The organism is Solilutibacter tolerans (assembly GCF_900155935.1).
Classification (GTDB): Bacteria; Pseudomonadota; Gammaproteobacteria; order Xanthomonadales; family Xanthomonadaceae; genus Solilutibacter; species Solilutibacter tolerans.
Window position 1 is genome coordinate 1 of sequence record NZ_FTLW01000005.1, and the last position, 21,983, is coordinate 21,983.

The 21,983-nt window shown below is 62.4% G+C and carries 26 protein-coding genes; 13 read left to right on the forward strand and 13 right to left on the reverse strand.

Annotation, left to right across the window (positions count from 1 at the left end):
- Positions 1 to 48: 48 nt before the first annotated feature.
- The 5 genes from BW989_RS12620 to gluQRS all read right to left on the reverse strand — a co-directional run bounded on the left by BW989_RS12620 (position 49) and on the right by gluQRS (position 3,310).
- Positions 49 to 219 carry a hypothetical protein gene (locus tag BW989_RS12620; RefSeq protein WP_165688591.1) on the reverse strand — a complete coding sequence of 57 codons (171 nt, stop codon included), beginning with the start codon at positions 217 to 219 and terminating at the stop codon, positions 49 to 51.
- Positions 220 to 239: 20 nt separating this feature from the next.
- Positions 240 to 1,001 carry an acetoacetyl-CoA reductase gene (phbB, locus tag BW989_RS10270; RefSeq protein ID WP_076588001.1) on the reverse strand — a complete coding sequence of 254 codons (762 nt, stop codon included), beginning with the start codon at positions 999 to 1,001 and terminating at the stop codon, positions 240 to 242.
- Position 1,002: 1 nt separating this feature from the next.
- Positions 1,003 to 1,482, reverse strand: a complete 480-nt coding sequence (gene phaR, locus BW989_RS10275; protein WP_076588004.1) for a polyhydroxyalkanoate synthesis repressor PhaR — start codon at positions 1,480 to 1,482, stop codon at positions 1,003 to 1,005.
- Positions 1,483 to 1,614: 132 nt separating this feature from the next.
- Positions 1,615 to 2,355: an acetoacetyl-CoA reductase gene (gene phbB, locus BW989_RS10280; protein WP_076588006.1), complete on the reverse strand. Its 741-nt coding sequence runs from the start codon at positions 2,353 to 2,355 to the stop codon at positions 1,615 to 1,617.
- A 55-nt stretch (positions 2,356 to 2,410) separates the two neighbouring features.
- Positions 2,411 to 3,310, reverse strand: a complete 900-nt coding sequence (gluQRS, locus tag BW989_RS10285; protein ID WP_076588007.1) for a tRNA glutamyl-Q(34) synthetase GluQRS — start codon at positions 3,308 to 3,310, stop codon at positions 2,411 to 2,413.
- 65 nt (positions 3,311 to 3,375) lie between these two features.
- On the opposite strand from gluQRS, the gene htpX reads away from it, so the two are divergent.
- Positions 3,376 to 4,290 (forward strand): protease HtpX, encoded by a 915-nt coding sequence (htpX, locus tag BW989_RS10290; protein WP_076588009.1) that lies wholly within the window; start codon positions 3,376 to 3,378, stop codon positions 4,288 to 4,290.
- 76 nt (positions 4,291 to 4,366) lie between these two features.
- On the opposite strand, the gene BW989_RS10295 is transcribed toward htpX, so the two are convergent.
- Both BW989_RS10295 and epmB read right to left on the reverse strand, forming a co-directional pair.
- Positions 4,367 to 6,442, reverse strand: a complete 2,076-nt coding sequence (locus tag BW989_RS10295) for an EAL domain-containing response regulator (protein WP_076588011.1) — start codon at positions 6,440 to 6,442, stop codon at positions 4,367 to 4,369.
- Positions 6,443 to 6,550: 108 nt separating this feature from the next.
- Positions 6,551 to 7,555: an EF-P beta-lysylation protein EpmB gene (gene epmB / locus BW989_RS10300; RefSeq protein ID WP_076588013.1), complete on the reverse strand. Its 1,005-nt coding sequence runs from the start codon at positions 7,553 to 7,555 to the stop codon at positions 6,551 to 6,553.
- Between the two features lie 52 nt (positions 7,556 to 7,607).
- Here epmB and efp point away from each other — a divergent pair, with 52 nt between their 5' ends.
- From efp to folE2, 7 genes are all read left to right on the forward strand, one after another.
- Complete coding sequence (gene efp / locus BW989_RS10305; RefSeq protein WP_076588015.1) at positions 7,608 to 8,174, forward strand: elongation factor P; 567 nt, start codon at positions 7,608 to 7,610, stop codon at positions 8,172 to 8,174.
- Between the two features lie 93 nt (positions 8,175 to 8,267).
- Positions 8,268 to 8,933, forward strand: coding sequence for a TMEM175 family protein (locus BW989_RS10310; protein ID WP_165688592.1), 666 nt, complete (start codon positions 8,268 to 8,270; stop codon positions 8,931 to 8,933).
- Positions 8,934 to 8,940: 7 nt separating this feature from the next.
- Entirely contained in the window at positions 8,941 to 10,287 is a 1,347-nt protein-coding gene (locus tag BW989_RS10315; RefSeq protein ID WP_076588375.1) for a TRZ/ATZ family hydrolase, read from the forward strand.
- Positions 10,284 to 10,988: a bifunctional 2-polyprenyl-6-hydroxyphenol methylase/3-demethylubiquinol 3-O-methyltransferase UbiG gene (gene ubiG / locus BW989_RS10320; protein ID WP_076588018.1), complete on the forward strand. Its 705-nt coding sequence runs from the start codon at positions 10,284 to 10,286 to the stop codon at positions 10,986 to 10,988. Before BW989_RS10315 ends, ubiG begins: the two co-directional genes overlap by 4 nt.
- Positions 10,985 to 11,656 carry a phosphoglycolate phosphatase gene (gene gph / locus BW989_RS10325; protein WP_076588020.1) on the forward strand — a complete coding sequence of 224 codons (672 nt, stop codon included), beginning with the start codon at positions 10,985 to 10,987 and terminating at the stop codon, positions 11,654 to 11,656. Before ubiG ends, gph begins: the two co-directional genes overlap by 4 nt.
- The gene (locus BW989_RS10330; protein ID WP_129582901.1) at positions 11,653 to 12,258 is read left to right on the forward strand and encodes a phytoene/squalene synthase family protein; all 606 of its coding nucleotides are present in this window, start codon (positions 11,653 to 11,655) and stop codon (positions 12,256 to 12,258) included. Before gph ends, BW989_RS10330 begins: the two co-directional genes overlap by 4 nt.
- Before the next feature lie 35 nt (positions 12,259 to 12,293).
- Positions 12,294 to 13,202: a GTP cyclohydrolase FolE2 gene (folE2, locus tag BW989_RS10335; protein WP_207551647.1), complete on the forward strand. Its 909-nt coding sequence runs from the start codon at positions 12,294 to 12,296 to the stop codon at positions 13,200 to 13,202.
- 160 nt (positions 13,203 to 13,362) lie between these two features.
- On the opposite strand, the gene BW989_RS10340 is transcribed toward folE2, so the two are convergent.
- A complete protein-coding gene (locus BW989_RS10340) occupies positions 13,363 to 13,692 on the reverse strand; it encodes a PDZ domain-containing protein (protein WP_083688494.1) in 330 nt (109 codons plus the stop codon).
- 17 nt (positions 13,693 to 13,709) lie between these two features.
- Here BW989_RS10340 and BW989_RS12625 point away from each other — a divergent pair, with 17 nt between their 5' ends.
- From BW989_RS12625 to BW989_RS12470, 4 genes are all read left to right on the forward strand, one after another.
- Positions 13,710 to 13,859: a hypothetical protein gene (locus tag BW989_RS12625; protein ID WP_165688593.1), complete on the forward strand. Its 150-nt coding sequence runs from the start codon at positions 13,710 to 13,712 to the stop codon at positions 13,857 to 13,859.
- A gap of 63 nt (positions 13,860 to 13,922) precedes the next feature.
- Positions 13,923 to 14,591: a hypothetical protein gene (locus BW989_RS10345; protein ID WP_129582902.1), complete on the forward strand. Its 669-nt coding sequence runs from the start codon at positions 13,923 to 13,925 to the stop codon at positions 14,589 to 14,591.
- 8 nt (positions 14,592 to 14,599) lie between these two features.
- Positions 14,600 to 15,595, forward strand: a complete 996-nt coding sequence (locus BW989_RS10350; RefSeq protein WP_165688594.1) for an LpxL/LpxP family acyltransferase — start codon at positions 14,600 to 14,602, stop codon at positions 15,593 to 15,595.
- A 51-nt stretch (positions 15,596 to 15,646) separates the two neighbouring features.
- On the forward strand, positions 15,647 to 16,321 hold the full coding sequence (locus BW989_RS12470; RefSeq protein ID WP_129582904.1) for a hypothetical protein: 675 nt from the start codon (positions 15,647 to 15,649) through the stop codon (positions 16,319 to 16,321).
- Between the two features lie 30 nt (positions 16,322 to 16,351).
- Here the strand turns inward: BW989_RS12470 and BW989_RS10360 are convergent, their stop codons facing one another.
- Genes BW989_RS10360 through yidD form a run of 3 tightly spaced genes read right to left on the reverse strand, consistent with a single transcriptional unit; the run spans position 16,352 to position 18,700 of the window.
- Positions 16,352 to 17,182 carry a M23 family metallopeptidase gene (locus BW989_RS10360; RefSeq protein WP_076588030.1) on the reverse strand — a complete coding sequence of 277 codons (831 nt, stop codon included), beginning with the start codon at positions 17,180 to 17,182 and terminating at the stop codon, positions 16,352 to 16,354.
- Positions 17,179 to 18,525 (reverse strand): dihydroorotase, encoded by a 1,347-nt coding sequence (locus tag BW989_RS10365; RefSeq protein ID WP_076588031.1) that lies wholly within the window; start codon positions 18,523 to 18,525, stop codon positions 17,179 to 17,181. Before BW989_RS10365 ends, BW989_RS10360 begins: the two co-directional genes overlap by 4 nt.
- Before the next feature lie 10 nt (positions 18,526 to 18,535).
- A complete protein-coding gene (gene yidD / locus BW989_RS10370; RefSeq protein ID WP_242651427.1) occupies positions 18,536 to 18,700 on the reverse strand; it encodes a membrane protein insertion efficiency factor YidD in 165 nt (54 codons plus the stop codon).
- Positions 18,701 to 18,862: 162 nt separating this feature from the next.
- Here yidD and dksA point away from each other — a divergent pair, with 162 nt between their 5' ends.
- Positions 18,863 to 19,918 (forward strand): RNA polymerase-binding protein DksA, encoded by a 1,056-nt coding sequence (gene dksA, locus BW989_RS10375; protein ID WP_076588035.1) that lies wholly within the window; start codon positions 18,863 to 18,865, stop codon positions 19,916 to 19,918.
- Positions 19,919 to 19,996: 78 nt separating this feature from the next.
- Here dksA and BW989_RS10380 read toward each other — a convergent pair whose 3' ends face one another.
- Both BW989_RS10380 and BW989_RS10385 read right to left on the reverse strand, forming a co-directional pair.
- Positions 19,997 to 20,680: a CDGSH iron-sulfur domain-containing protein gene (locus BW989_RS10380; RefSeq protein WP_341349906.1), complete on the reverse strand. Its 684-nt coding sequence runs from the start codon at positions 20,678 to 20,680 to the stop codon at positions 19,997 to 19,999.
- A 12-nt stretch (positions 20,681 to 20,692) separates the two neighbouring features.
- Positions 20,693 to 21,979, reverse strand: coding sequence for an MFS transporter (locus BW989_RS10385; protein ID WP_076588038.1), 1,287 nt, complete (start codon positions 21,977 to 21,979; stop codon positions 20,693 to 20,695).
- Positions 21,980 to 21,983 lie beyond the last annotated feature (4 nt).

Here is a 21,983-nt window from a genome sequence, read left to right on the forward strand (position 1 = left end):
ATAAAAACGGGCCCAGTGGGCCCGTTTTTTATTCGGCTCGATATTGCTTTACAGGCCTTTCAACAGCGACCCCAGAACCAACATGCCGAAGGCAACCGTCATCATCCAGAAGGCATAGGGCGCGGCGGGCGCAAAGTAGCCGATCTTGCCGGCGACGGCGAGCAAGCCGATCAACAGCGCGATGAACCAGGTGGCGAAGGCAGGCGGGGTCAGTCTCATGTCGTGCTCGTGCAGGTGGATTAGAAGCTGATGAACAGGCCGCCGTTGACCGGCAGGTTGGCACCGGTGATGAAGCCGGCATCGTCGGCGGCGAGGAACTCGACCGCGCGGGCGATCTCGCTGGGCTGGCCGAGGCGCCCGACCGGCACGCCTTCGACGATCTGCGCGCGGATGTCGTCGTTCATCGCCATCACCAGCGCGGTCTCGCAGTAGCCGGGCGAGATGGAGTTGACGGTCACGCCCTTGCGCGCCACTTCGCGGGCCAGCGCCATGGTGAAGCCGTGCATGCCGGCCTTGGCGGCGGAGTAATTGGTCTGGCCGAACTGGCCAGTCTGGCCGTTGACCGAGCTGATGTTGACGATGCGCCCGAAGCCGCGCGCGCTCATGCCATCGATCACGTGGCGGGTGAGGTTGAACACGCCGTCCAGGTTCACGGACATCACCGCGTCCCACTGCGATTTCTCCATCTTGCGCAGGGTCGTGTCGCGGGTGATGCCGGCGGCATTCACCAAGATGTCGATGCCGCCGTGTTCGGCCTGCATCTTGTCGGCAAACGCGCGGCAAGCCTCGAAGTCGGTGACATCGAGCGGATGGAATTCGGCGTCGGTGCCGGCCATCGCGGCTACAAAGGCCGCGATGCGCTCGGTCGTGCTGTCCAGATCCACCGCGACCACCTTGCGTCCTTTGTCCGCCAGCGTGCGGCAGATCGCGCTGCCGAGGCCGCCCAATCCGCCCGTCACCACCGCTAAGCGACGCGGGTGTTCCCCTTGCGTTGCCGCCATGTCAGCGCTTGATGCCGGGCTTGGTGTCGTTCGGCTTGTCCGTGCCGCCTTGGCCGGCCATGTACTTCTGGAACTGCGTCCACATGTCCAGATTGCGCTCGGCCATCTGGTTCATCATGTTCCACGGCGTCTGCCCCAGCATCCCGCCCAGTTGCTGGCGGAACTGCCCTTGTTGCTCCAAGAAGAGCTGCATCGAACGCTCCAGGTAGCTGCCCATGAAGCCCTGCATCGAATCGCCGTAGAAGCGAATGATCTGGCTCAGTAACTGAGTGGAGAGCACCGGTTCGCCGCCTTGTTCCTGCTCGGCGATGATCTGCAGGAGCACCTGGCGGGTAAGGTCCTCACCAGTCTTGGCATCGCGCACTTCAAACTGCTCGCCGTCGAGGATCAATTGGCGGACTTCCTCCACCGTGATGTAGCTCGAGATCTCGGTGTCGTAGAGGCGGCGGTTCGGGTATTTCTTGATGATGCGCGTGGGCATGACGCGACGAATCCCCTGTGGAATACAGGCAGGATGACGCAGTGCAACAGGCAGCGCAACAGGCGGTGGAGCGACATCGCATATGAATAGGGCCCGCAGTGCGGGCCCCGGATGACGTAATGGGAGCTGGATTTACCAGCCCATGTGGTGGCCACCGTTGATGTCGAGGTTGGAGCCGGTGATCCAGCCGGCCTGCTCATCGGAGAGGAAGCCGACGCCGAACGCGATCTCTTCGGGCGTGCCCAGGCGTCCGGTGGGGATGTCGGCGACGATCTTCGCGCGCACTTCCTCCGGCACCGCCATCACCATGTCGGTGGCGATATAGCCGGGCGAGATGGTGTTGACGGTGACGCCGTTGCGGGCGTTCTCGCGCGCCAGGGAAATGGTGAAGCCGTGCATGCCGGCCTTGGCCGCCGCGTAGTTGGCCTGGCCGTACTGGCCTTTAAGGCCGTTGATCGAGCTGATCTGGATGATGCGGCCCCATTTGCGGTCGCGCATGCCTTCGATCACCGGGCGGGTGACGTTGAACACCGAGTTGAGGTTGGTGTTGATGACGTCCGTCCATTGGTCGGATTTCATCTTGTGGAAGGTGCCGTCGCGGGTAATGCCGGCGTTGTTGACCAGGATCTCGACCGGGCCCAGCTTGCCTTCGATTTCCTGCACCATGCCCGCGGCTTCATCGGCGGAGGTGACGTCGCCCTTGACCAGCAGGATGTCGTAGCCGTCGGCCTTCATCTTGTCGGCCCAGGCGCGCGCGCGCTCCTCGCTGCGGTAGTTGGTGGCGACCTTGTGTCCCATGTCCGCGAGACGTTTGATGATGGCGGTGCCGATGCCGCCGGTGCCGCCGGTTACGAATGCCACGCGAGAAGTCATGGAAACCTGCCTGTGATGTGAGGTGCATCTCGATTCTAGGCAAGGTTGATGAAAATCATGTTGTGCGATGCGGCGAGGTTTGCGGGTCGCGTGGCAGGCGGCTTTCATCGAATTGGAGGAGTGCTCGGCTCAACCAGTCATTGACCCCCGTGCTTCCGGCGACCGTGGCCATGTCTTGTCCCAGTGCGCCCCAGGCGGCCATCAGTGCGGGCAGTGGATCGTCCGTATCCAGCGGTAGCGCAGCGAGCGACTTCGACAACTTGCGGCCCTCGTCATCCATGACCAGGGGCAGGTGGGTGTAGCGGGGTGTGGGCAGGCCGAGTTGTTGCTGCAGGAATAGTTGCCGCGGGGTGGAGTCGAGCAGATCCGCGCCACGCACGACATCGGTGATGCCCTGTGCGGCGTCATCGACCACCACGGCGAGCTGGTAGGCCCAGCAGCCATCCGCACGTTTGATCACGAAGTCGCCAACCTCGCGGCCCAAAGGCTGCGCGATGTGGCCGTGAACGGCATCCTCGAACGCGATGACCCGTTCGTTCGGTACGCGTAGGCGTATGGCAGCCTGTTCGCGCGCGGCCGTGGCCACGCAAGCGTGATGGATGCCGCCGGTGGGTTCCAAGTCGGTGCGGCTGCAATGGCAGGCAAAGGCGAGCCCACGCGCCAGCAAATCATCCAGTGCGGCCTGGTAGGCGGCAGCGCGATCAGACTGGCGGATCACCTCGCCATCCCATTCCAGGCCAAAGCGGCGCAGTGCTTCCAATTGCAGCTCGGCGGCGCCGTGTACCTCGCGCGTGCGGTCCACGTCCTCGATCCGCACCAGCCATTCGCCGCCACGGGCCCGCGCGTGCAGCCAGCTGCCGAGCGCCGCCACCAGCGAGCCGAAGTGCAGCGGCCCGGTCGGGGAGGGGGCGAAACGGCCGCGATAAGGGGGGGGTGTCGAGGTCGGAAGGGGCATCACGTTGCATTCAAGCACGGTCGCCCATATTTTCACTGGTATCCCGCAACTTCGAGCTACAACCGATGTTCAAACGTATCACTCTCTTCCTTGCCACCAACCTCGCGGTGCTGGTGCTGCTGGGCATCATCATGAATGTGGTGCTGCCGATGTTCGGTATCCAGCTGGGCAACAACGGCGCCTTGCTTGTGATGGCGGCTTTGTTCGGTTTCGGCGGCTCCTTCGTCTCGCTGATGCTGTCGAAATGGATGGCCAAGCGCTCCACCGGCGCGCACGTCATCCAGCAGCCCGCCAACGAAATGGAGCAGTGGCTGTTCACCACCGTGCAGCGCCAAGCCCAGGCCGCCGGCATCGGTATGCCCGAAGTGGCCATCTATGACGCGCCGGAGATCAATGCCTTCGCCACCGGTGCCAACCGCAACAATGCGCTGGTCGCTGTATCCACCGGCTTGCTGCGTGCAATGGACCGCGATCAGGCCGAAGCGGTGCTTGCGCATGAAGTCAGCCACGTGGCCAACGGAGACATGGTGACGATGGCTTTGCTGCAAGGTGTGCTGAACACCTTCGTGATCGTGCTGGCCCGCGTGGTCGGTCGCGCCATCGACGGCTATCTTTCGGGTGGCCGCAACGAGGGCCCGGGCCTGGCTTACTTCGCCATCGTGTTCGTGCTGGACATGATCTTCGGCCTGTTTGCCAGCATGATTGCGATGTGGTTCTCGCGTCATCGCGAGTTCCGTGCAGACGCCGGCGGCGCCACCCTGGCGGGTCGCGAGAAGATGATCGCTGCGCTTGAGCGTCTGAAGATCAATCATGGCGAGAACACGCTGCCCAAGCAGGTCGCGGCGTTCGGCATCAGCGGTGCGATTGGCCATGGTTTGAAGAAGCTGCTGTTGAGCCATCCGCCGCTGGACGTGCGCATCGAGGCGTTGCGCAATGCCTCGCTCGACGGCAATGCCGTTCGTCAGGGCGTGGTGGCGTAAACCGCGAGCCTGTAGAGTGAAATGAAAAAGGCCGGGATTTCCCGGCCTTTTTTCTGACTAGCCCAGCGCTGAAAGATCAATAGGCCGGTGCCATGCGTTCGCCAGCCGGCGCAATGAAATCGCCCTGCATGTATTCCACACCAGTGGTGAACAGTGCGGTCATGGTTGCGGCATCGGCCACGCCGCGGGCGATGCAGGCGATTTGCTGCGACTGCGCCTTTTGCACGATTTCCTGCACCCGGTCGCGGTTTTCCTGCGAACGGGTGAAGTCGGTGATGAAATCCTGGTTGAGCTTGAGGAAAGCCGGATTCAAATGGCTGAGCAGTTGCAGCGAATTCAAACCAACGCCGAAATGTTCGATACAGAAATGCGCGCCCATCGCGCGCAACTCTTCGTTGAGGCGCTGTGCCTGGCGCAGGTTGGTGAAGACCTTGGATTCGGGCAGCTGCAGTACCAGGGATGCCGGAGCGGCACCGGTTTCCTGCAGCAGGGCGAAGATGTCCGGCACCAGCTTCTCGTCATCCAGAGACTCTTGGCAGATCTTCACCAGGACTTTGGCGGGCGTGGCACCAACCGATTGCGCGGCCACATCCTGCAGGGCGTGGCGGAGGGCCCAGCGATCGATCGCACCGGCCAGCCCATGCTCTTCGGCCATCGGTACGAACTGTGCCGGGGGGATGGTGTGCCCATCGCTGCCAACCATGCGTAGCAGGGATTCGTAGAACTGCTCGGTTTCGTCCTGCAAGTTGACGATCGGTTGGTAGTGGAGGCGCATCGAGTCGTTGGCGATGGCCTCGCGGATATGTGTGATCCAGGTCTGGATGCGCTCTTCTTCCACACGTTCGGTGGCGCTTGGGTCGAAGATTTCGACGCGATTGCCGCCCATCCCGGCTGCATTCTGCAGGCTTTCCGTGGCCTTGGACACAACACGAGGTACCTGCGCGATACGCTCGCCGATTTGCACGCCGCCCACGCTCACCGTAGCGCTCAGCGTGGCATCGGCGGTTTCCAGCAAACGACCATTGAACGCGGCGCGTAAACGTTCGGCGGCGGCGCTGGTGGCGTTGTAGTCACTGCCGCGCAGCAGCAAGGCATAGGTGTTTTCGCCGGTGCGCGCGATCACTGCCTTGTCGCCAAAGGTTTCGTTGATCCGGCCAGCGATGGCGACTGCGAGATCATCCACGTTATCGAGGCCGACTTGCTGTTCAAGCTGGGCGCTCTGGTCGGGTTCCATCAACAGCAAGCCGTGCGAGCTGCCATCGGTCGCGACTTCGCCGACCAAATGCTCAAGCTGCTGCAGGAAGGTCTGGCGGTTTAAGAGGCCCGTTGCCATGTCGCGGCGGCGTAGTTCTTCCACTTCCTGGGCGAGGGCAGGGTCGGATTCCTGGCGGCGCAGGATCACCTGGATGCATGGCTCGCCCTCGTACTTGGCCTGGGTGAATTCCATGACCGCGGGAAAACTGTTGCCTTCGGCATCGCGTGCTTCCAGCTCGTGACGTGGCGGCGGAGTTTCGCCTCGGCTCAGGCTTTTCAGCAGTTGCTTGAATTCGATGACATAGCTCGGCGCGACCAGATCCAGCAAGGACATGCCTTCGATGTCCTCGAATTCGTCGTAGCCGAACATCTCCAGGTACGCGCGGTTGGCGCGAATGTGCATGCCTTCATGGACGTAGGCGATGGGGTCGCGCGAGGATTCAATCAACGCGTCGCAGCGACGCTCGGTTTCACGAATCTGGGCTTCGAGTCGGCGCAGGCCGCGACGTGCCTCGAGATCGGTGAATTCACGCACCACGACTTCTTGCAAGTGGGCAAACTGGCCACGCAGCACGATACCGCGCGCGCCGGATTCGGTCAGCGCCACAAGGAGGGTGTCATCGATGTGATCCACCTCGACCACGACCGGCAGATCGCGTCCATTGGCTCCGGCCCGTTGCAGTACTTCCAAGTCACTCAGGCCAGCCGTGGGCGACGCAGCCAGCACCACATCGAAAGGATGCGTAGCCACATGGCTGTCGAGTTCTTCCAGCGTGGCCGCACGTGCCGGGCGGATCGCCAGACCGGCATTACGCAGGTGGCTGACGATGGCCTCGGCCTCTTCAGCGTCATCGTTGACGATCAACAGTCGGATGGGGGCGTCAACGCCAGAAAGCATGCAGGTCTCCGCTGGGGGGATGCGCGCAAGGCGCAAGCGTGTCGCTCATCACTATATCGGAGCTCGAAGGTTTTAGCTGCCAGGGGGTTTCGGTCATTAGCAGAGTGTTTACAACGGCCGCTTGCCCGGGTCGCCCGCGACCTCGCGCACCAGACGCGGCACGAGATAGCCTGACAGGCGCGCAGCCAAGCCTTGATGCAGTGCGATAGCCGTGGTGTCGTCTACTTCGAAATGCGCTGCACCCTGTACACGGTCCAGTTGGTGCAGGTAATACGGCAACACGCCCGCCTCGAAGCCACGTTCGGACAGCGCCGCCAACGCATCGACCGAATCATTCACCCCGCGCAGCAGCACGGCCTGGTTGAGCAAGGTGGCCCCTGCGTCGCGCAGCCTAGCCAAGGCCGCATCGACATCCTCATCGAACTCATGGGCGTGATTGGCGTGGATGACGAAGGTGGCCGGCCAGGGCAAGCCGGACATCCACTCCATGAACGCATCGTCAATACGCGCCGGCAGCACGATGGGCAGGCGCGAGTGGATGCGCAAGCGCTTCAAGTGCGGAATGCCGGCCAACTGACGGGTCAGGTCGGCCAGTTTGGGCGTGGACAGCGACAACGGGTCGCCGCCGGACAGTAGCACTTCGTCGATGCTCGTATCGGCGGCGATGGCGGCCACCGCCTCGGCCCAGTCGCCGCGCGCCGCGGTTTCATCGGCATAGGGGAAGTGGCGGCGGAAGCAATAGCGACAGTTCACCGCGCAGCTACCGGTGGTGATCAAGAGCGCCCGGCCACGGTATTTGCGGATCACGCCGTCGGCCGCCTTGGCCGCGCCATCGCCCACCGCATCCAGAGTGAATCCGGCTGCGATGCGGTCTTCGTCATCCAGCGGCAGCACTTGGCGCAGCAACGGATCGTTGGCATCGCCATGGCGCATGCGGGCGATGAAGGCGCGCGGCACCCGCAACGGGAATTGCGCCATCGCGTCGGGGGACAGGCGCGCGGCCAGCGACTCCAGCCCCAGCAGGCTGAGGAGTTCGGCCTGGTCGCGCACAGCATCGCGCCACTGGTCTTGCCAGCGGGCAGGCTGCAGGGAGAGGGGGGCAACAGGTATCATGTGCGACCTATTTTAGTTTGAATGCCGCCCCGGGCGGCCCGAAGGAGCTTGCATGGCCAGCTTGGGCATGAACGACGTCAAGAACGGCCAGAAGATCCTGGTCAACAACGATCCCTGCGTCATCACCGACACCGAGTACGTGAAGCCGGGCAAGGGCCAGGCCTTCACCCGCGTGAAGTACCGCAACATCAAGTCCGGCCGCGTGGTCGAGCTGACGATGAAGGCGACCGACTCGCTGGAAGTGGCCGATGTCGTGGATACCGACATGCAGTACCTGTATTCCGATGGTGAGTACTGGCATTTCATGAACCCGGAAAGCTTCGAGCAGGTCCAGGCCGACAAGGCCGGCATGGGCGGCGCCGAAAAGTGGCTGAAGGGCGAGGAAGACTGCGTGGTCACGCTGTGGAACGGCGTGCCAATCGCGGTGCAGCCGCCGAACTTCGTCGAATTGCAGATCACCGAGACCGACCCGGGCGTGAAGGGCGACACCGCCGGCACCGGCGGCAAGCCGGCCACGCTGGAAACCGGCGCGGTGGTCCGCGTGCCGCTGTTCGTCGCGCAGGAAGAAATCATCAAGGTCGATACCCGCAGTGGTGAGTACGTCAGCCGCGTGAAGTAATCCCGGCCTTCGCCAGGATTCGATGTCAGGGGCCGCCACGTGCGGCCCTTGACGTTTTACGGCATGGTCGTTTGGTTGGTGCAAAATGAGTGGATGAACGAAAGCCCATCCATCTCGGTACCCGCCGATGTCTTCCCGCATGATCGCGTCGTGTTCTTCAGCGATGCGGTCTTCGCCATCGCGATCACCTTGCTGGCGATCGAGCTCAAACCGCCGGCGGAAGAGCTGGTCGCGCAATTTGGCGCGGGGGGTGCATGGGCGCACCAGATCCCGTTGTTCGTCGCCTTCGTCATCAGCTTTATGGTCACGGCGTTGTTCTGGGCTGGTCACATGCAGGCCTGGAAGATGGTCGGGCGGGTGACGCCGGGGCTGCTCTGGCTCAACATCGGCCAGTTGATGTTCGTTGCCCTGATGCCGTTCGCGACCGCGCTGTATTCCGAGTCGTTCATGAGTGACCACGTCGGGCCGCTGGTGGGTTATTGCCTGGTGCTGACGGGGATACCGCTGTTTTCGTTCCTGACTCGGCGCGCGATGGTCCGCTCGCAGGGCGTGGCGCAGAAGCTGGGGCCGATTGGCACGCGCTGGTTCCTGGTGCGTACGCTGGTCCCGCTGATCGTGTTCGCCGCTTGCATCCCGCTCGCCTTCATCCTGCCCTCGTGGATGGGCGGGATGTTGTTTTTCCTCATCTTCCCGATCACCCCCTTGGCGCGTCGCTGGGCGCTGCGCGGACATGCGGACCAGGCGGGTGATGCGGCATGATGGCGGGATGAACGAAGCCGCATCCCCCCAAACCATTGATCTGTTGATCGAAGCCGGCCACATCGTGCCGGTTGCGCCGCATGGCGTGGTGCTGCAAGACCATGCCATCGCCATCGACAAGGGCGTGATCCTCGCCCTGCTGCCGCGTGACGAAGCGCGTGCGCGGTATGCGCCGAAGGAAACCGTGTCTAGGCCGGACTCGGTCTTGATTCCGGGTCTGGTCAACGGCCATACCCACAACCCGATGACGCTGATGCGCGGCGTCGCCGATGACCTGCCGCTGAAAGTGTGGCTGCAGCAGCACATCTGGCCGATTGAGGGCGCGGTCATCGGCCCGGATTTCGTCGCCGATGGCTGCACGTTGGCGATTGCTGAGATGCTGCGCGGCGGCACCACCTGTGCCAACGAGAACTACTTCTTCCCTGATGTGCAGGCGGCGACGTACAAGAAGTTCGGCTTCCGCGCGCGCATCGGCCTGCCGGTGATCGATTTCCCGACCGCGTGGGCATCGAGCGACGACGAATACTTCGACCGCGCCGGCGAAGTGCATGACCAGTGGCGCGACGACGCGCTGATCAAGACCGCATTTGCGCCGCATGCGCCGTATACGGTGGATGACGACAACTTCAGCCGCGTGCGTGTGCTGGCCGATCAGCTGGATATCCCGGTGCACTTGCACCTGCATGAAACCGCGCAGGAAGTGCAGCAATCCATCGATCAATACGGCATGCGCCCGATCGCGCGGCTGGATCGCCTGGGCCTGTTCAATGACCGCCTGATCGCCGTCCACATGACGCAGCTGACCGAGGCGGAAATCCATCTCTGCGCGGAACGCGGCGTCAGCGTGGTGCACTGCCCGGAGTCGAACCTCAAGCTCGCTTCCGGGTTTTGCCCGGCCTGCGCGTTGATGAAGGCGGGCGTGACGCTCGCCATCGGCACCGACGGCGCGGCCAGCAACAACGACCTCGACATGGTCGGCGAGACCCGCACGGCCGCCATCCTGGCCAAGGCCGTGGCTGAAGATGCGGCGGCGCTCAGCGCGGCCGAAGCCTTGCGCGCAGCGACGCTTGGCGGTGCGAAAGCGATGGGGCTGGAGGACCTGGTCGGCTCGCTGGAGCCGGGCAAACAGGCCGATATCGCCTGCATCGATATGGCGCAGATCGAAACCCAGCCGTTGCATCAAGTGATTTCCCAGGTGATCTACGCGACCGGTCGCCATCAAGTCACCGATGTCTGGATCGCGGGCAAGCCGAAGCTGCGTGGTCGCCAACTCGTCGACATGGACGAAGCCGGCATCCTCGCCAATGCACGCCAATGGCGCGAACGTATTGGCGCCGTGGAGATTTCCCGATGAACAACCCCAATGTCCGTCAGGCCGAGCTGCACAAGTTCGGCGCACTCGCCAATCGCTGGTGGGATGCGGATGGTCCGCAGCGCGCGCTGCATGTGCTCAATCCCGTGCGCACGCAGTACGTGGCGGATCGCGTCTCGCTGGCCGGTGCCAAGGTACTGGATGTCGGCTGCGGCGCGGGCCTGTTGTCGGAGGCGCTCGCGGCCAAAGGCGCGCGCGTCACCGCCATCGACTTGGCGCCGGAGTTGATCGATGTCGCCAAGCTGCATCAGCTCGAGGCGGGCCATGAAATCGATTACCGATTGCAATCGGCCGAAGACCTGGCGGCTGAATTACCGGGCGCGTTCGACGCCGTCACCTGCATGGAAATGTTGGAACACGTGCCCGACCCGGGCAGCGTGATCGAGGCCTGCGCGCGCCTGCTCAAACCGGGCGGCACGCTGTTTTTGTCTACCCTCAACCGCACGCCAGCCGCGTTCGCGCTGGCCATCGTGGGCGCGGAATACGTGGCGCGCCTGTTGCCGAAGGGTACGCATCAGTACCGCGACTTCATCAAGCCGTCCGAGTTGGGCGCCTGGCTGCGCCACGCCGGCTTGGAATTGGAAGATGTCAGCGGGCTGCTGTACGAGCCGTGGAAGCATGCGGCGCGTCTGACCTCGCGTACCGACATCAATTACCTCGCCTGCGCGCGGAAACCCGCATGACCTCACGCACGCGTTTCCCCGAGGTCGCCTTGTTCGACCTCGACGGCACCTTGCTCGACAGTGCGCCGGACATGCTGGCGACGGTCAACGTGATGCGCGAACGCCGCGACATCGCCCCGATGACGTTGGCGGAGATTCGTCCGGTTGTCTCGCGCGGCGCTCGTGCGATGGCCGGCACGGCGTTCCCCGCCTGGAGTGATGAAGAGATCGTGGCCGCGGTGCCGGAGTTCCTCGCCATCTACGCACAAGAACTCGGCCAGCATTGCGCACCGTTTGAGGGCATCCCGGCGCTCTTGGAAGCGCTCGAAGCGCAGGGCAGCCGCTGGGGCATCGTCACCAACAAGCCGGAACAACTCGCACGCGACCTGATGCCGATGCTCGGTTGGGACACGCGCTGCGGCGTGCTGATCGGTGGTGATAGTCTGCCCGAGCGCAAGCCGCATCCGATGCCGATGTTCCGCGCAGCAGAAGTGATGGGCGCCGCGCCGAATGATTGCGTGTACGTCGGCGATGATCGACGCGACATCGACGCCGCACGCGCCGCGGGCATGCTGTCGATTGCGGCGCTGTGGGGGTATCGCGTCGCCGGTGACGAGCCAAGCGAATGGGGAGCCGATGCGATGGTCGCGCTGCCCGCCGACCTGCTGCAGCCAAAAGAATGGCCGTGAACGAAGCCGCTGCCGAAGCCGCTTCGTTTGTAGAGAAGTGGCGCACGCGCTGGCCGGAGTGGGGCATCGCCCGCGTCTTCGTTCGCGCTGATCAGCGCGAGTTGGCCGAGCACTGGTTCGCCCTCTTGCAAGAGTGGACGGATGCCGCTTCGACCACAGAACCTGCACCCGGCCTGGCCAAGCTGGCCTGGTGGCAGGAGGAGTTGCGCGGCTGGGCTAAAGGCGCTCGCCGACATCCGCTGGGCGCGCGATTGCAGAAGCAGCCCGTCGACTGGAACGCGGTCGCCGATGCCTTGCCGGCGTTGGCGCATCGCGGCGAGCAATTGGATGCCCCGGCGCTCTCAAGATTGGCGCAAGCCCTGTCCGATGCCGAGCAACGTCTGTTCGATGAGCAACGCGATGGCAAAAGCAGCATCGATCATCTGCTTGGCGAAGCCCTGGGGCGCATCCAAAAGCCGGATGAAGCCAGCGGTGGCACCCGCCCGCGGCGTATCTTGAGCGCATTGGCGCTTAAACGCGCGCAAACCGGACAGAGCCCTGTTCCACCCTTGGGTACGCTGCGTTGCAGCTGGCGGGCCGCTCGTGCACATGGCCCCGGGTAAAATGACCCACTTATCTCCCCGATCCCCTTTAGATCATGCTGATGTCTGCTAATCGCCCCTTGCCCGATGTCGCCTTCGACGCAGCCGCGCTCTCGCGCGCGCTCGATTGGGTCGGCATGGAAGGTATCGCCTTGCCCGTGCGCTTGTCTGATCGCGGCCTGCAGGCCGCCGCGCGCGTCGATGTCGGCGTGAATCTGCGTGACCCGGAGCGTCGCGGCATCCACATGTCGCGCCTTTACCTGCAGTTGCAACAGGCGCTGCCGCAGGCACGTCTGGATTCGCTTGAACTTGACGGTTTGCTGGTGGGTTTGATCGAGTCGCAGCAGGGGGCCGCCGATCGTGTGCAGCTGGTGTTGCATTACGACCACCTGTTGGAACGTCCGGCGTTGGTCAGCCAGAACGCGGGTTGGAAGCGCTACCCCGTGCAATTGCGCAGCGAGCGCGGCCCGGAGGGCAGCCGTCATTGGCTGTCGCTGAGCGTTGAATATTCCAGCACCTGTCCGGCGTCGGCGGCTTTGTCGCGTGAATTGAATGCCGAATCCTTCCTAGCCGCCTTTGGTGAAGGGGATGTCGATACCGATGCGGTGCGTGATTGGCTGGCGGGCAAAGACGGTCTCGCCGCCACACCGCATGCACAGCGCAGTATGGCCGAGGTTGAAGTGGAATTGGCGGATGGCTTCGATCACTTGCCCGTGGCCGCGCTCGCCGATGTGCTGGAGCAAGCGCTCGGCACGCCGGTGCAAACTGCGGTCAAGCGCGAGGACGAGCAAGCCTTCGCGCGTGCCAATGCCCAGAACCTGATGTTTTGCGAAGACGCTGCACGTCGGGTAGGTGCAGCACTGTCGTCATTGCCTTGGGTGCGTACGTGGCAGGCCAAAGTCTCGCATCTGGAAAGCCTGCACGCGCATGATGCCGTGGCGCGGGTGGCGGGTCGTAACGACTAAAAGCTCGAACGCGCCGTTAGGTGCGACGTCATAGCGTTGCCAGGAATGCTAGATCAAGGCAGGCACCGTCGATTGATCAATGGGCGGGTCATACTCCATGTGCAAACAGGCGTCTGTGCGCAGGGTGAGCTCAGACGTGAAAGAGTCACGAAAATGTGAGTTAATCCGCGCCCGGTGTCTCCGGTGGTATCACGATTTCAAATCGCCGACCATCCCGCAACACCAGCAGAACGACACGTTGACTCGGTTTCACCGCCCCCCAATAGCGCTTGAGAACGGATGCTTTTGATTTGGGGATCACTATTGCGTCGATCTGCAAGAGCTCATCTTTGGCGCGGATTCCGGCCCGTTCTGCTGCAGAGCCTTTCACGACGCCACCAACAAATACCCGTTCCAAGGTCGGGTCCAGGAAGAAGCCAGACTGCCTTGCCTGAATCTTGATCCCAAGCTCTCGGCCGTGGGCTGCGTCGGCAAATTCCGGCTGGCAAATTCATGGAAGGATTGCACATGGAAACGATCAACCTGATCCTCGAACAGTCCCAGAACATCGCCACTGCGGCTACGAATCTGGTGACTAGCATCGATATAGGCATGCCCATGATTGCCGAGCCGGAACCGGAGCCAGCTACTTGCGAGATCTGCCGCTGCACCTGGTGATCGACTGATTGCAATGGCAGTGGGGGAGTTCGCTCCCGCACTGCCATCCGAAGGTGGATGCGCATGCGCCAGATGATCCTCAACAAGCTTGCATCGATTGCCAAGGATGCATTCGGCAGACACGCGGTTGTGCTGCCCAGTACGGCCGAAACTACTCAAATAGCTGCAGATATCGCACTCAATGGCTTCATCATCGTGGGCAATGGTGGCGATGGTTGCCTCCTCCCTGCGCAGCTTTATGAGCGGCTGGAAGCTTCGCCTCCATGCATTCCGTTTCACGTCATTGCTTTCACGGATCAGCTCAATGACGCAATCAATGCGCCGCTCCTGATACGCCACAATGGCATCACAGAATTTCGTCCGAGCATCGAGGCAATCCTTGCCTCTCGCCACGGTTTCCACATCCATGCCTGGACCGGGCAAGCGATCGAGCAAGCGACCGATCTCATCGGGCCAGCTGCGATCACGCCTGCGCTGAAGCTGCAAAGCACTTATTTTTTGGCTTGTGAGGCCTTCGGTGATGCTTGGCGAATGCGACACGTCCAACAGCTGCGAATGCCCGCATTGCGCTACGAGTTTGCTCAGCGGCGCAACAGGTCCTATCAATCCCATCTGCTTCGCGCGCGCACCCATGCGCAGCAGGAGACTGACAGGGTCAGCCTTGCACTTGATCAGTTGGTATTGAACTACGACATCAACAGGCGAAATTTCAAAAACAGCAGGCTTGCATGATTGAGATAATGATTCGCCTCGTTGTCTTCTTCACGGCGCCTGTTCGTCGGGTATCTAGTCGCCTGCCACGGTTTGAACAACTTATGCGCATTCGCTGGACCGATGCAGAGTTCAAGGGCGTGATCGATGCATGCGCACTTGCCGGCCATCCCCTTGGATTCATTTACCACTGGCACATCATCAATGCAGCTCTCATCCACGGCATGCGCCGTATGAGCCGCGAAGCCATCATCAAGATGGCGCTTAATCACGAGAAATTGTCGGGCTGGGATGTCGTTGCAAACACAGCGCCCAATCAGGGGCTGGTTATTGCCACTCCGCACTATGGCCATTTCGTGCTTTCGATCATCACGTTGGGTCAGCATCTTGAAGGCAAGCGTGACCTCTACGTTTTCTACGAAGACCCCTTGAGTCACGGCAGCAATTCGGTATTCGATCAGCTGCATCACGTGATTTTCGGAGAGAACTCGTCTAAGAAAATCGTCCACAACAATCGAAAGGGGATAGTCGCCGCGATCAAGGGGCTGCAAGCAGGTGGCATTCTGCTGATCATGCCCGACGTGTATTCGAGCATTGTCGATACATACGCCTTTCCCTTCTTCGGTCGATACAGACACGCAATGCTCGGTACCGGCACCCTGGCATACCGCGCTCGTGCTTCCATCGTGCCCATGGTCAGTGTTCCTAGTGCTACGGGCCTGGGTTTCACCACGACGTTTGCGCAACCGATTCCGACCAATGTCGAGCCGGAGCCGAGCAGGGCGGACTTGGTGGTGCCTTTTGAAGCAACCACGCGGCTATTCGAGAGCTATCAAGCGATCATGTCAGCTGGCAGCCCGGTCTATTGGCAATACACGCCAAGTCATTTCGCTTCCAGAGAAGAACCAACGCTTCCCCTCGATTCTGTCATCGGATTGTTGGAGATGCTGCCCTTGGATGTGCGCGCCATTTTTGGCAACACACAGGTTCTGGACCTGGACTCAGAACAATCGCAACGCGTATGAGGCGCAATGTAGAGCCTTGCCAGCATCGCAGGAGGCCCTCGGTGGAAAGCGATGGCTGACGAGTACGGGGGGCGTGGTCAAAAGCTTGGTCCTGCCATGAGCGTGCGTGGTTTGGGTCTGTTGGTAACGGCTGCCCTGCATCTTGCTCTGGGCGCTTACCTGGCGTCATATCGCGCATCAATGCCTTCCTTTGAGGTCAAGGCAGTTCGCACTCGTCTCGAGTTCATTTCTGTTCCCGTTCGCTCTCATTCGCCCTCTCGGAGCCGCGGATTGATACAGCCGCTGACGGCCGCGAAAGATACTGATGCAGTTTCATCTTCTTTGCCTGCCAAGCATCAATCCTCTCAAGATGTGAACGAAGGGCAGGAATCGGCAGGGCCCAATGGGCGAGATGAATCTCCCTTGGCGATTCAATCCGAGGATTGGTTTCGTCCATCTGCTGCTGAAGCAACTCAAGGGGAAACCCAGCAAGCCATCTTTCGGCGAGGCAACAAGAATTTCGGTGAAGCCACGCCAAGGATGGCGATCAAGATGAAGGCGCCGATCAACGGACATCGGGTGATAACAGGGGTGTCGAAGGCTATCGGCTTGTGGCCGCCGGGCTATACCGATGACCCATGCCCGGATTTGAAGAAGGATGTCGAACGATTCATGTCAAAGCCCAGCGAATCTGGCCGCGAACAATACGAGCGCAATGCCGAGTTGATGACCCGCTATTGCCGCTGATCTTGGCAAGACTTTCCGATCTGGCCTTTGCTACTTCGCCGGCAACACCAGTAATGGGTCGATGCGGGTATCGAACCAACTCATTCCCCAATGCAGATGCGGTCCGGTCGAACGCCCGGTCGAGCCCACTGCACCGATCACATCCCCCTGCTTGACGACATCACCGGCCTTCACGTCAAGCCGCGACATGTGCAGGAAGTTGCTGCCGATGCCATGCCCGTGATCGATCATCACCGTGCCGCCGGTCAGATAGAAATCCTTCTGGGCAAGGGTAATTTTGCCGCCTGCCGGTGCGCGAATCGGTGTGCCTGTGCCTGCTGCGATATCCATCCCGGAATGCGGTGATTTTGGCGTGCCGTTGTAGATGCGCTGATTGCCGAAGCGCCCGCTGATGCGACCCTGGACTGGCCAGATGAAGGTCTGCACGTAATCGGTATTGCTGCTATCTGTCTTGCGTGCAGCAACGATCAGTGCGTTTTCGCCCGCGATGCGTTCGGCGATCTTGGGTGGCGGATTCACCGTGGATGGCGGCACACCGTTGATCCGCTGGATGGGCCAGTCGCGCGGTGTGATCGCGATTCTGGCGGTCTGCGCTGAACCGGAACCGCCTGCAGGCTGAATGCTGACTTCTACCGGACCTTTTTCATCACGGCCCACACCGAACACGAAGCGGCCATCGGCATCGACGCGCAGCTTGCGGCCACTCACGCGCACGTCGCTGCCAGGTTCTGCCTCGCCGATCACCATCGCGCCTTGCGACACGCGTGCGGGCAGATTGCCGACTGTTGCCCTGGATTGCGCGAAGGTACTGAAAGAAACGAATAACAGTGAGGCGAGCAGGGTAGGTCGAAGCATCATCATCGAGTGAATTGCAGGCGTTGACCTTGAGCTTGCCCGATCAGGCGTGAACCGTCCCACACCTGCACGCCATTGACCCAGGTACCGGCGATGCGCGATGCAAACGTGTGGCCTTCGAACGGCGACCAACCGCATTTGGAGAGGATGTCGCTGCGTTCGACCGTCATCGGGCGATCTTCCACCATGACAAGGTCTGCAAAGAATCCTTCGCGCAGGAAGCCGCGCTCGGCGACATCGAACAATTGCGCTGGCGCATGAGCGAACTTCTGCACCACTTGGGCGCGGGTGAGCCGTGCCTCGTGCACGTGTTCCAGTGCGACTTGCAATGCGTACTGCACCAACGGCAGGCCACTTGGAGCCTTGGCATAGGGTTGCTGCTTTTCTTCCCGCGTGTGGGGTGCGTGATCGGTGGCGAGCACGTCGATGACGTCATTCGCCAGCGCAGCGATCAGCGCGACACGGTCGGCTTCGTCCTTGATCGCCGGGTTGCACTTGATGAGGTTGCCCAGGCGTGGGTAGTCCTGGCGCGCAAAATGCAGGAAGTGCACGCAGGTCTCGGCGGTGATGCGCTTGCGGCTGCCGTCGGCGCGAATCATGGGGCCGCGCTCGAACAGCGCCAATTCATCGGCGGTGGAAATATGCAGTACATGCAAACGAGTGTCGTGGCGACGTGCAAGCTCGGTCGCAAGCGTGCTGGATTTCAGACACGCCTCGCGGCTGCGAATATCGGGGTGATGCTCGGCGGAAAGTGCATCGCCATATTTCGCCTGGAACTCGGCGAACTTGGCATCGATCATCGGTGTGTCTTCGCAGTGGGTGATGATCGGCACCGGCGTTTCGCGGAAGATCGCATCCAGGGTGTCAGGATCGTCCACCAGCATGTTGCCGGTCGAGGCGCCCATGAACACCTTGATGCCCGGCGCGGCCTTCGGGTCCAGTGCGCGGATGGCATCCAGATTGTCGTTGCTGGCCCCATGGTAGAAGCCGAAATTACCCCAGACGCGCCCTGCGGCGAGCGCGTACTTGGCTTCCAGCGCCGCGCTGTCGAGTGTCGGCGGGTTGGTGTTGGGCATGTCCATGAAACTGGTGATGCCGCCGGCCACGGCTGCCGCGGACTCGCTGGCCATGTCGCCTTTGTGGGTGAGACCTGGTTCGCGGAAATGCACCTGGTCATCGATCATCCCCGGCATCAGCCAGCGGCCTTCGGCATCGATCACGGTTTCGCCGGGCTTGGCCGCCAGGGCGTCGCCAATAATCGCGATGCGGTCGCCTTCGATGCGCAGGTCGCCTTCGAATTCGCGGCCTTCGTTGACCAGGCGGGCGTTGACGATGAGGGTCGAGGTCATGGGAGTCCTGTCAGTGGCTGGGCGGCACGGGGTCATGCCCGCCGGGGTGGAGGGGGTGGCAGCGGCCGATCCGTTTAACGGCCAGCCAGCTGCCGCGCAGCGGCCCGAAACGCTCTATCGCCCCCATCGCGTACTCCGAGCAGGTGGGGGTGAAACGGCAGCGCTGGCCGAGCATCGGGCTGATCCAGCGCTTGTACCCACGTAGGCAAATGATGAGGAATCTGGAGATCACAAGGCTTGTACGCCGAAATGCGGGATAATGGCGCGCTTGCCCGGGTGGAAGCCCTAGGCTATAACAGCCCGCTTCCCCGGCTCAAGGGAACTCAAGGAATCATACGTGGCAGTCAAGAAACCTGCGAAAAAGACCCCGACCAAGGCCGCCAAGCCGGCAGCCAAGGCCACCAAATCCACCGCCAAGCCCGCGAAGAAGGCTGCGGCCAAACCGGAGAAGGTGAAAAAGGTCGTCGCCAAACCGGCTGCCCAACCCAAATCTGCAGCCGCCAAGCCTGCGCCCGCCAAGAAAGCGGCGGCTAAGGCTGCGCCTGCGAAGAAGCCAGCTGCCAAGCCTGCGCCCGCCAAGAAAGCGGCGGCTAAGGCTGCGCCTGCGAAGAAGCCGGCTGCCAAGACTGCGTCAGTCAAGGCTGCGCCGGTCAAGGCAGCTCCCAGCAAGCCCGCAGTGGCCAAGAAGGCCGTGCCGGCCAAGAAAGCTGCGCCGGCCAAGAAAGCTGCGCCGGCCAAGAAGGCCGCAGCCGTCCAGCCAGCGGCGGTGAAAACCGCGCCCGCCAAGAAAGCGGTGGCCCCGGCCAAGGCCAAGGCGACGAAAGCTGCGCCAGTGGCGGCACCCAAGCCTGTCGCCAAGCCCGCTTTCACTGCGAAGCCGCCCGTTGGGAAGGTCGCGCGCGCCGTGATTGCATCGCCCAAGCAGGATGCACCGAAGGCCAAGGGCAAGCCGCTCAACTACAAGACCGATGATGTGACGGGTCGCCCGATCCTGCCCGCCGGCTACAAGCCTTCGGCGAGCGAGGAATACATGAACCCGCTGCAGCTGGAGTATTTCCGCCAGAAGTTGATCACGCGCCGCGAGGAGCTGGTCGAAGAATCCAAGCAGACCATCGAAAACCTGCGCGACGAAGTGCGTGACATCGGCGATGAAGCCGAACGCGCCAGCCGCGAGACCGAGAATGCGCTGGAGCTGCGTACGCGGGATCGTTATCGCAAGCTGATCAACAAGATCGAAAGCATCATCCGGCGCGTTGACGATGGCGATTACGGTTATTGCGTCGATACTGGCGAAGAGATCGGCCTGGATCGCCTGGAGGCGCGCCCGCAGGCTGAGCGCACCATCGACGCACAGGAGCGTTGGGAGATCCGCCAGAAGCAGCAGGGCGACTAAGCCCCAGCTTCCAGCATCGCAATAAGCAAAACCCCGCCTCGGCGGGGTTTTTGTTGTGGCCGATGTGAACCGGAGGCTTCAGGCACCGTCAGCGATGAAACCCACCTTGGCATGCGAGCCGTCGCAGAACGGTTTATTTTGCGAGTGACCGCAGCGGCATAGCCAGGTCTGCGTAGTGCGATCCACGGTGTGACCGGTGCCGGTAACCACCTCCAGGTTGCCGGTCACTTCAAGCGGGCCGTTCTTCTGCGGCACCACATCCAGCGGGCCATTGCGTGCTGGCAGGGGCTCGGAAGCTTTCGGCTCGCGCTCGCCACTGGCGATGAAGCCGCCATCTACGTGGCTGCCATCGCAATAGGGTTTTTCCTTGGAAAGGCCGCAGCGGCACAAGGTGGCGCGCAGGCGGGGTTCTTCGCCCGCGATACGCAGTTCTGCGTTGAAAGCCAGCGGGCCGTCCTCGCGCATGCGCACCAGGTTGACGATGGGCGCGGGCTCTTGCGGGCCACCATCGGTGCGCTCATACGTGATTGCGCCGGAGGGGCATAGGCGCGCGGTCATCGCCACTTCATCGGGCGATGTGGCATCGGGATGAATCCATTCGCCCTCGACATTGGGGACGAATACGTCCGGGTGCGAGAGTACGCAGTTGCGCGAATGGATGCAGCGCTTGCCTTCGAAATGGATGGTGATCTCGCGACCGCGAGCGGTTTCCTTGGCTATGCGCTTCTCCCGATACGATGCCCCCGAGTCTACGTCGTGAATGTCACGGCGGCGTCATTGCAGGTCGCGCAGATCCAGTCGACGCAGTTTCGGAGCGAGTTTGGCGGCCGATGCGGCGACCCCCATCGTCACGCAGCCGCCCAGCACCACCGCAGGGACCAGACCCAGCAATCGCGCCATCGAGCCGGCGTAGAAGGCGCCGAGCTCGTTGGAAGAACCGATGAAGATGCTGTTGATCGACGACACGCGTCCGCGCATTTCATCTGGTGTGGCAAGTTGCAGGATGGTGGAGCGAGTCACCACCGAGACGCCATCGCAAATACCTGAGAGCACCAAAAACAGCAGCGACAGCCACAGCACCTCGGACAGACCGAAGCCGATCATGCACAGGCCGAATCCAGCGACCGCGAACAGCAGGATGCGGCCTGCGTTCTTTTGCAGCGGGCGACGCGCCAGCCACAAGGCGACGGATACAGAACCGAGCGCAGGTGCGCCACGCATCAGGCCCAGTGCCTCGGGCCCTGCATGCAGGATCTCCTTGATGAAGGCGGGTGCGAGCGAGATTGCGCCGCCAAACAGCACGGCGAACATGTCCAGCGCCAGCGCACCGAGCACGATCTGGTTGCCGAAGACGAAGCGCAGGCCCTCCCGAATGCTGGCGAACACCGGGCCTTGCTGCATCTGCTTGGGCGGCTCGGTGACCTGCATCATCGCAAGTGCACTGACCGCGCACAGGCCGAAGGCCGATGCGACTGCATAGGCCACATCTGCGCCCGCCCAACCGACCAGCGCGCCGCCGAATGCGGGCCCCAGCACCAGTCCGGACTGGAACATCACGCTGCCCAGGCTGGCCCCGCGCACGAACTGCTCGCGCTTGAGCACGCGGGCGAACAAGGCGTTGTAGATCGGGCCAAGGAAGGCGCGCGCGCAGCCGCCCAGTGCGATCGCCGCGTAAATCGGCCAGAGGCTGTCCTTGATCGGCCAATAGCGGGTGAGTGCCCATAGCACCAGTGCAGTGAGCATCAGCAACGTGCATGCGGCCATGCCCAGTTTGCGCCGCGGCAAGGTATCGACCAGATAGCCGGCGAACGGCGCGACGCAGAAGAACGGAATGACTTCGGCCAGGCCGATCAGCGCGAGCGAGAACGGGTTGCGGGTGAGCTCGTACACCTGCCAGCCGACGGTTACCGCGACGATCTGGTAGCACAGCATCGTCGAGATGCGGTACGCCATCAGCCAGCGGAAGCCGGGGTTGCGCAGCAGGGCGCCGACGGTTTCGCCGGGCAGCGGCACGGGAGGCTCGGGGGGCGTCAGGTCGCCGGGCGAGCGTGGGCGGCCCATTGCC

What these genes read in the sequence shown, in the direction of transcription:
- BW989_RS12620 (WP_165688591.1), bottom strand. Translation starts at nt 219, where the DNA reads ATGAGACTGACCCCGCCTGCCTTCGCCACCTGGTTCATCGCGCTGTTG.
- phbB (WP_076588001.1), bottom strand. Translation starts at nt 1,001, where the DNA reads ATGGCGGCAACGCAAGGGGAACACCCGCGTCGCTTAGCGGTGGTGACG.
- phaR (WP_076588004.1), bottom strand. Translation starts at nt 1,482, where the DNA reads ATGCCCACGCGCATCATCAAGAAATACCCGAACCGCCGCCTCTACGAC.
- phbB (WP_076588006.1), bottom strand. Translation starts at nt 2,355, where the DNA reads ATGACTTCTCGCGTGGCATTCGTAACCGGCGGCACCGGCGGCATCGGC.
- gluQRS (WP_076588007.1), bottom strand. Translation starts at nt 3,310, where the DNA reads ATGCCCCTTCCGACCTCGACACCCCCCCCTTATCGCGGCCGTTTCGCC.
- htpX (WP_076588009.1), top strand. Translation starts at nt 3,376, where the DNA reads ATGTTCAAACGTATCACTCTCTTCCTTGCCACCAACCTCGCGGTGCTG.
- BW989_RS10295 (WP_076588011.1), bottom strand. Translation starts at nt 6,442, where the DNA reads ATGCTTTCTGGCGTTGACGCCCCCATCCGACTGTTGATCGTCAACGAT.
- epmB (WP_076588013.1), bottom strand. Translation starts at nt 7,555, where the DNA reads ATGATACCTGTTGCCCCCCTCTCCCTGCAGCCTGCCCGCTGGCAAGAC.
- efp (WP_076588015.1), top strand. Translation starts at nt 7,608, where the DNA reads ATGGCCAGCTTGGGCATGAACGACGTCAAGAACGGCCAGAAGATCCTG.
- BW989_RS10310 (WP_165688592.1), top strand. Translation starts at nt 8,268, where the DNA reads ATGAACGAAAGCCCATCCATCTCGGTACCCGCCGATGTCTTCCCGCAT.
- BW989_RS10315 (WP_076588375.1), top strand. Translation starts at nt 8,941, where the DNA reads ATGAACGAAGCCGCATCCCCCCAAACCATTGATCTGTTGATCGAAGCC.
- ubiG (WP_076588018.1), top strand. Translation starts at nt 10,284, where the DNA reads ATGAACAACCCCAATGTCCGTCAGGCCGAGCTGCACAAGTTCGGCGCA.
- gph (WP_076588020.1), top strand. Translation starts at nt 10,985, where the DNA reads ATGACCTCACGCACGCGTTTCCCCGAGGTCGCCTTGTTCGACCTCGAC.
- folE2 (WP_207551647.1), top strand. Translation starts at nt 12,294, where the DNA reads ATGCTGATGTCTGCTAATCGCCCCTTGCCCGATGTCGCCTTCGACGCA.
- BW989_RS12625 (WP_165688593.1), top strand. Translation starts at nt 13,710, where the DNA reads ATGGAAACGATCAACCTGATCCTCGAACAGTCCCAGAACATCGCCACT.
- BW989_RS10345 (WP_129582902.1), top strand. Translation starts at nt 13,923, where the DNA reads ATGCGCCAGATGATCCTCAACAAGCTTGCATCGATTGCCAAGGATGCA.
- BW989_RS10350 (WP_165688594.1), top strand. Translation starts at nt 14,600, where the DNA reads ATGATTCGCCTCGTTGTCTTCTTCACGGCGCCTGTTCGTCGGGTATCT.
- BW989_RS12470 (WP_129582904.1), top strand. Translation starts at nt 15,647, where the DNA reads ATGGCTGACGAGTACGGGGGGCGTGGTCAAAAGCTTGGTCCTGCCATG.
- BW989_RS10360 (WP_076588030.1), bottom strand. Translation starts at nt 17,182, where the DNA reads ATGATGATGCTTCGACCTACCCTGCTCGCCTCACTGTTATTCGTTTCT.
- BW989_RS10365 (WP_076588031.1), bottom strand. Translation starts at nt 18,525, where the DNA reads ATGACCTCGACCCTCATCGTCAACGCCCGCCTGGTCAACGAAGGCCGC.
- yidD (WP_242651427.1), bottom strand. Translation starts at nt 18,700, where the DNA reads ATGCTCGGCCAGCGCTGCCGTTTCACCCCCACCTGCTCGGAGTACGCG.
- BW989_RS10385 (WP_076588038.1), bottom strand. Translation starts at nt 21,979, where the DNA reads ATGGGCCGCCCACGCTCGCCCGGCGACCTGACGCCCCCCGAGCCTCCC.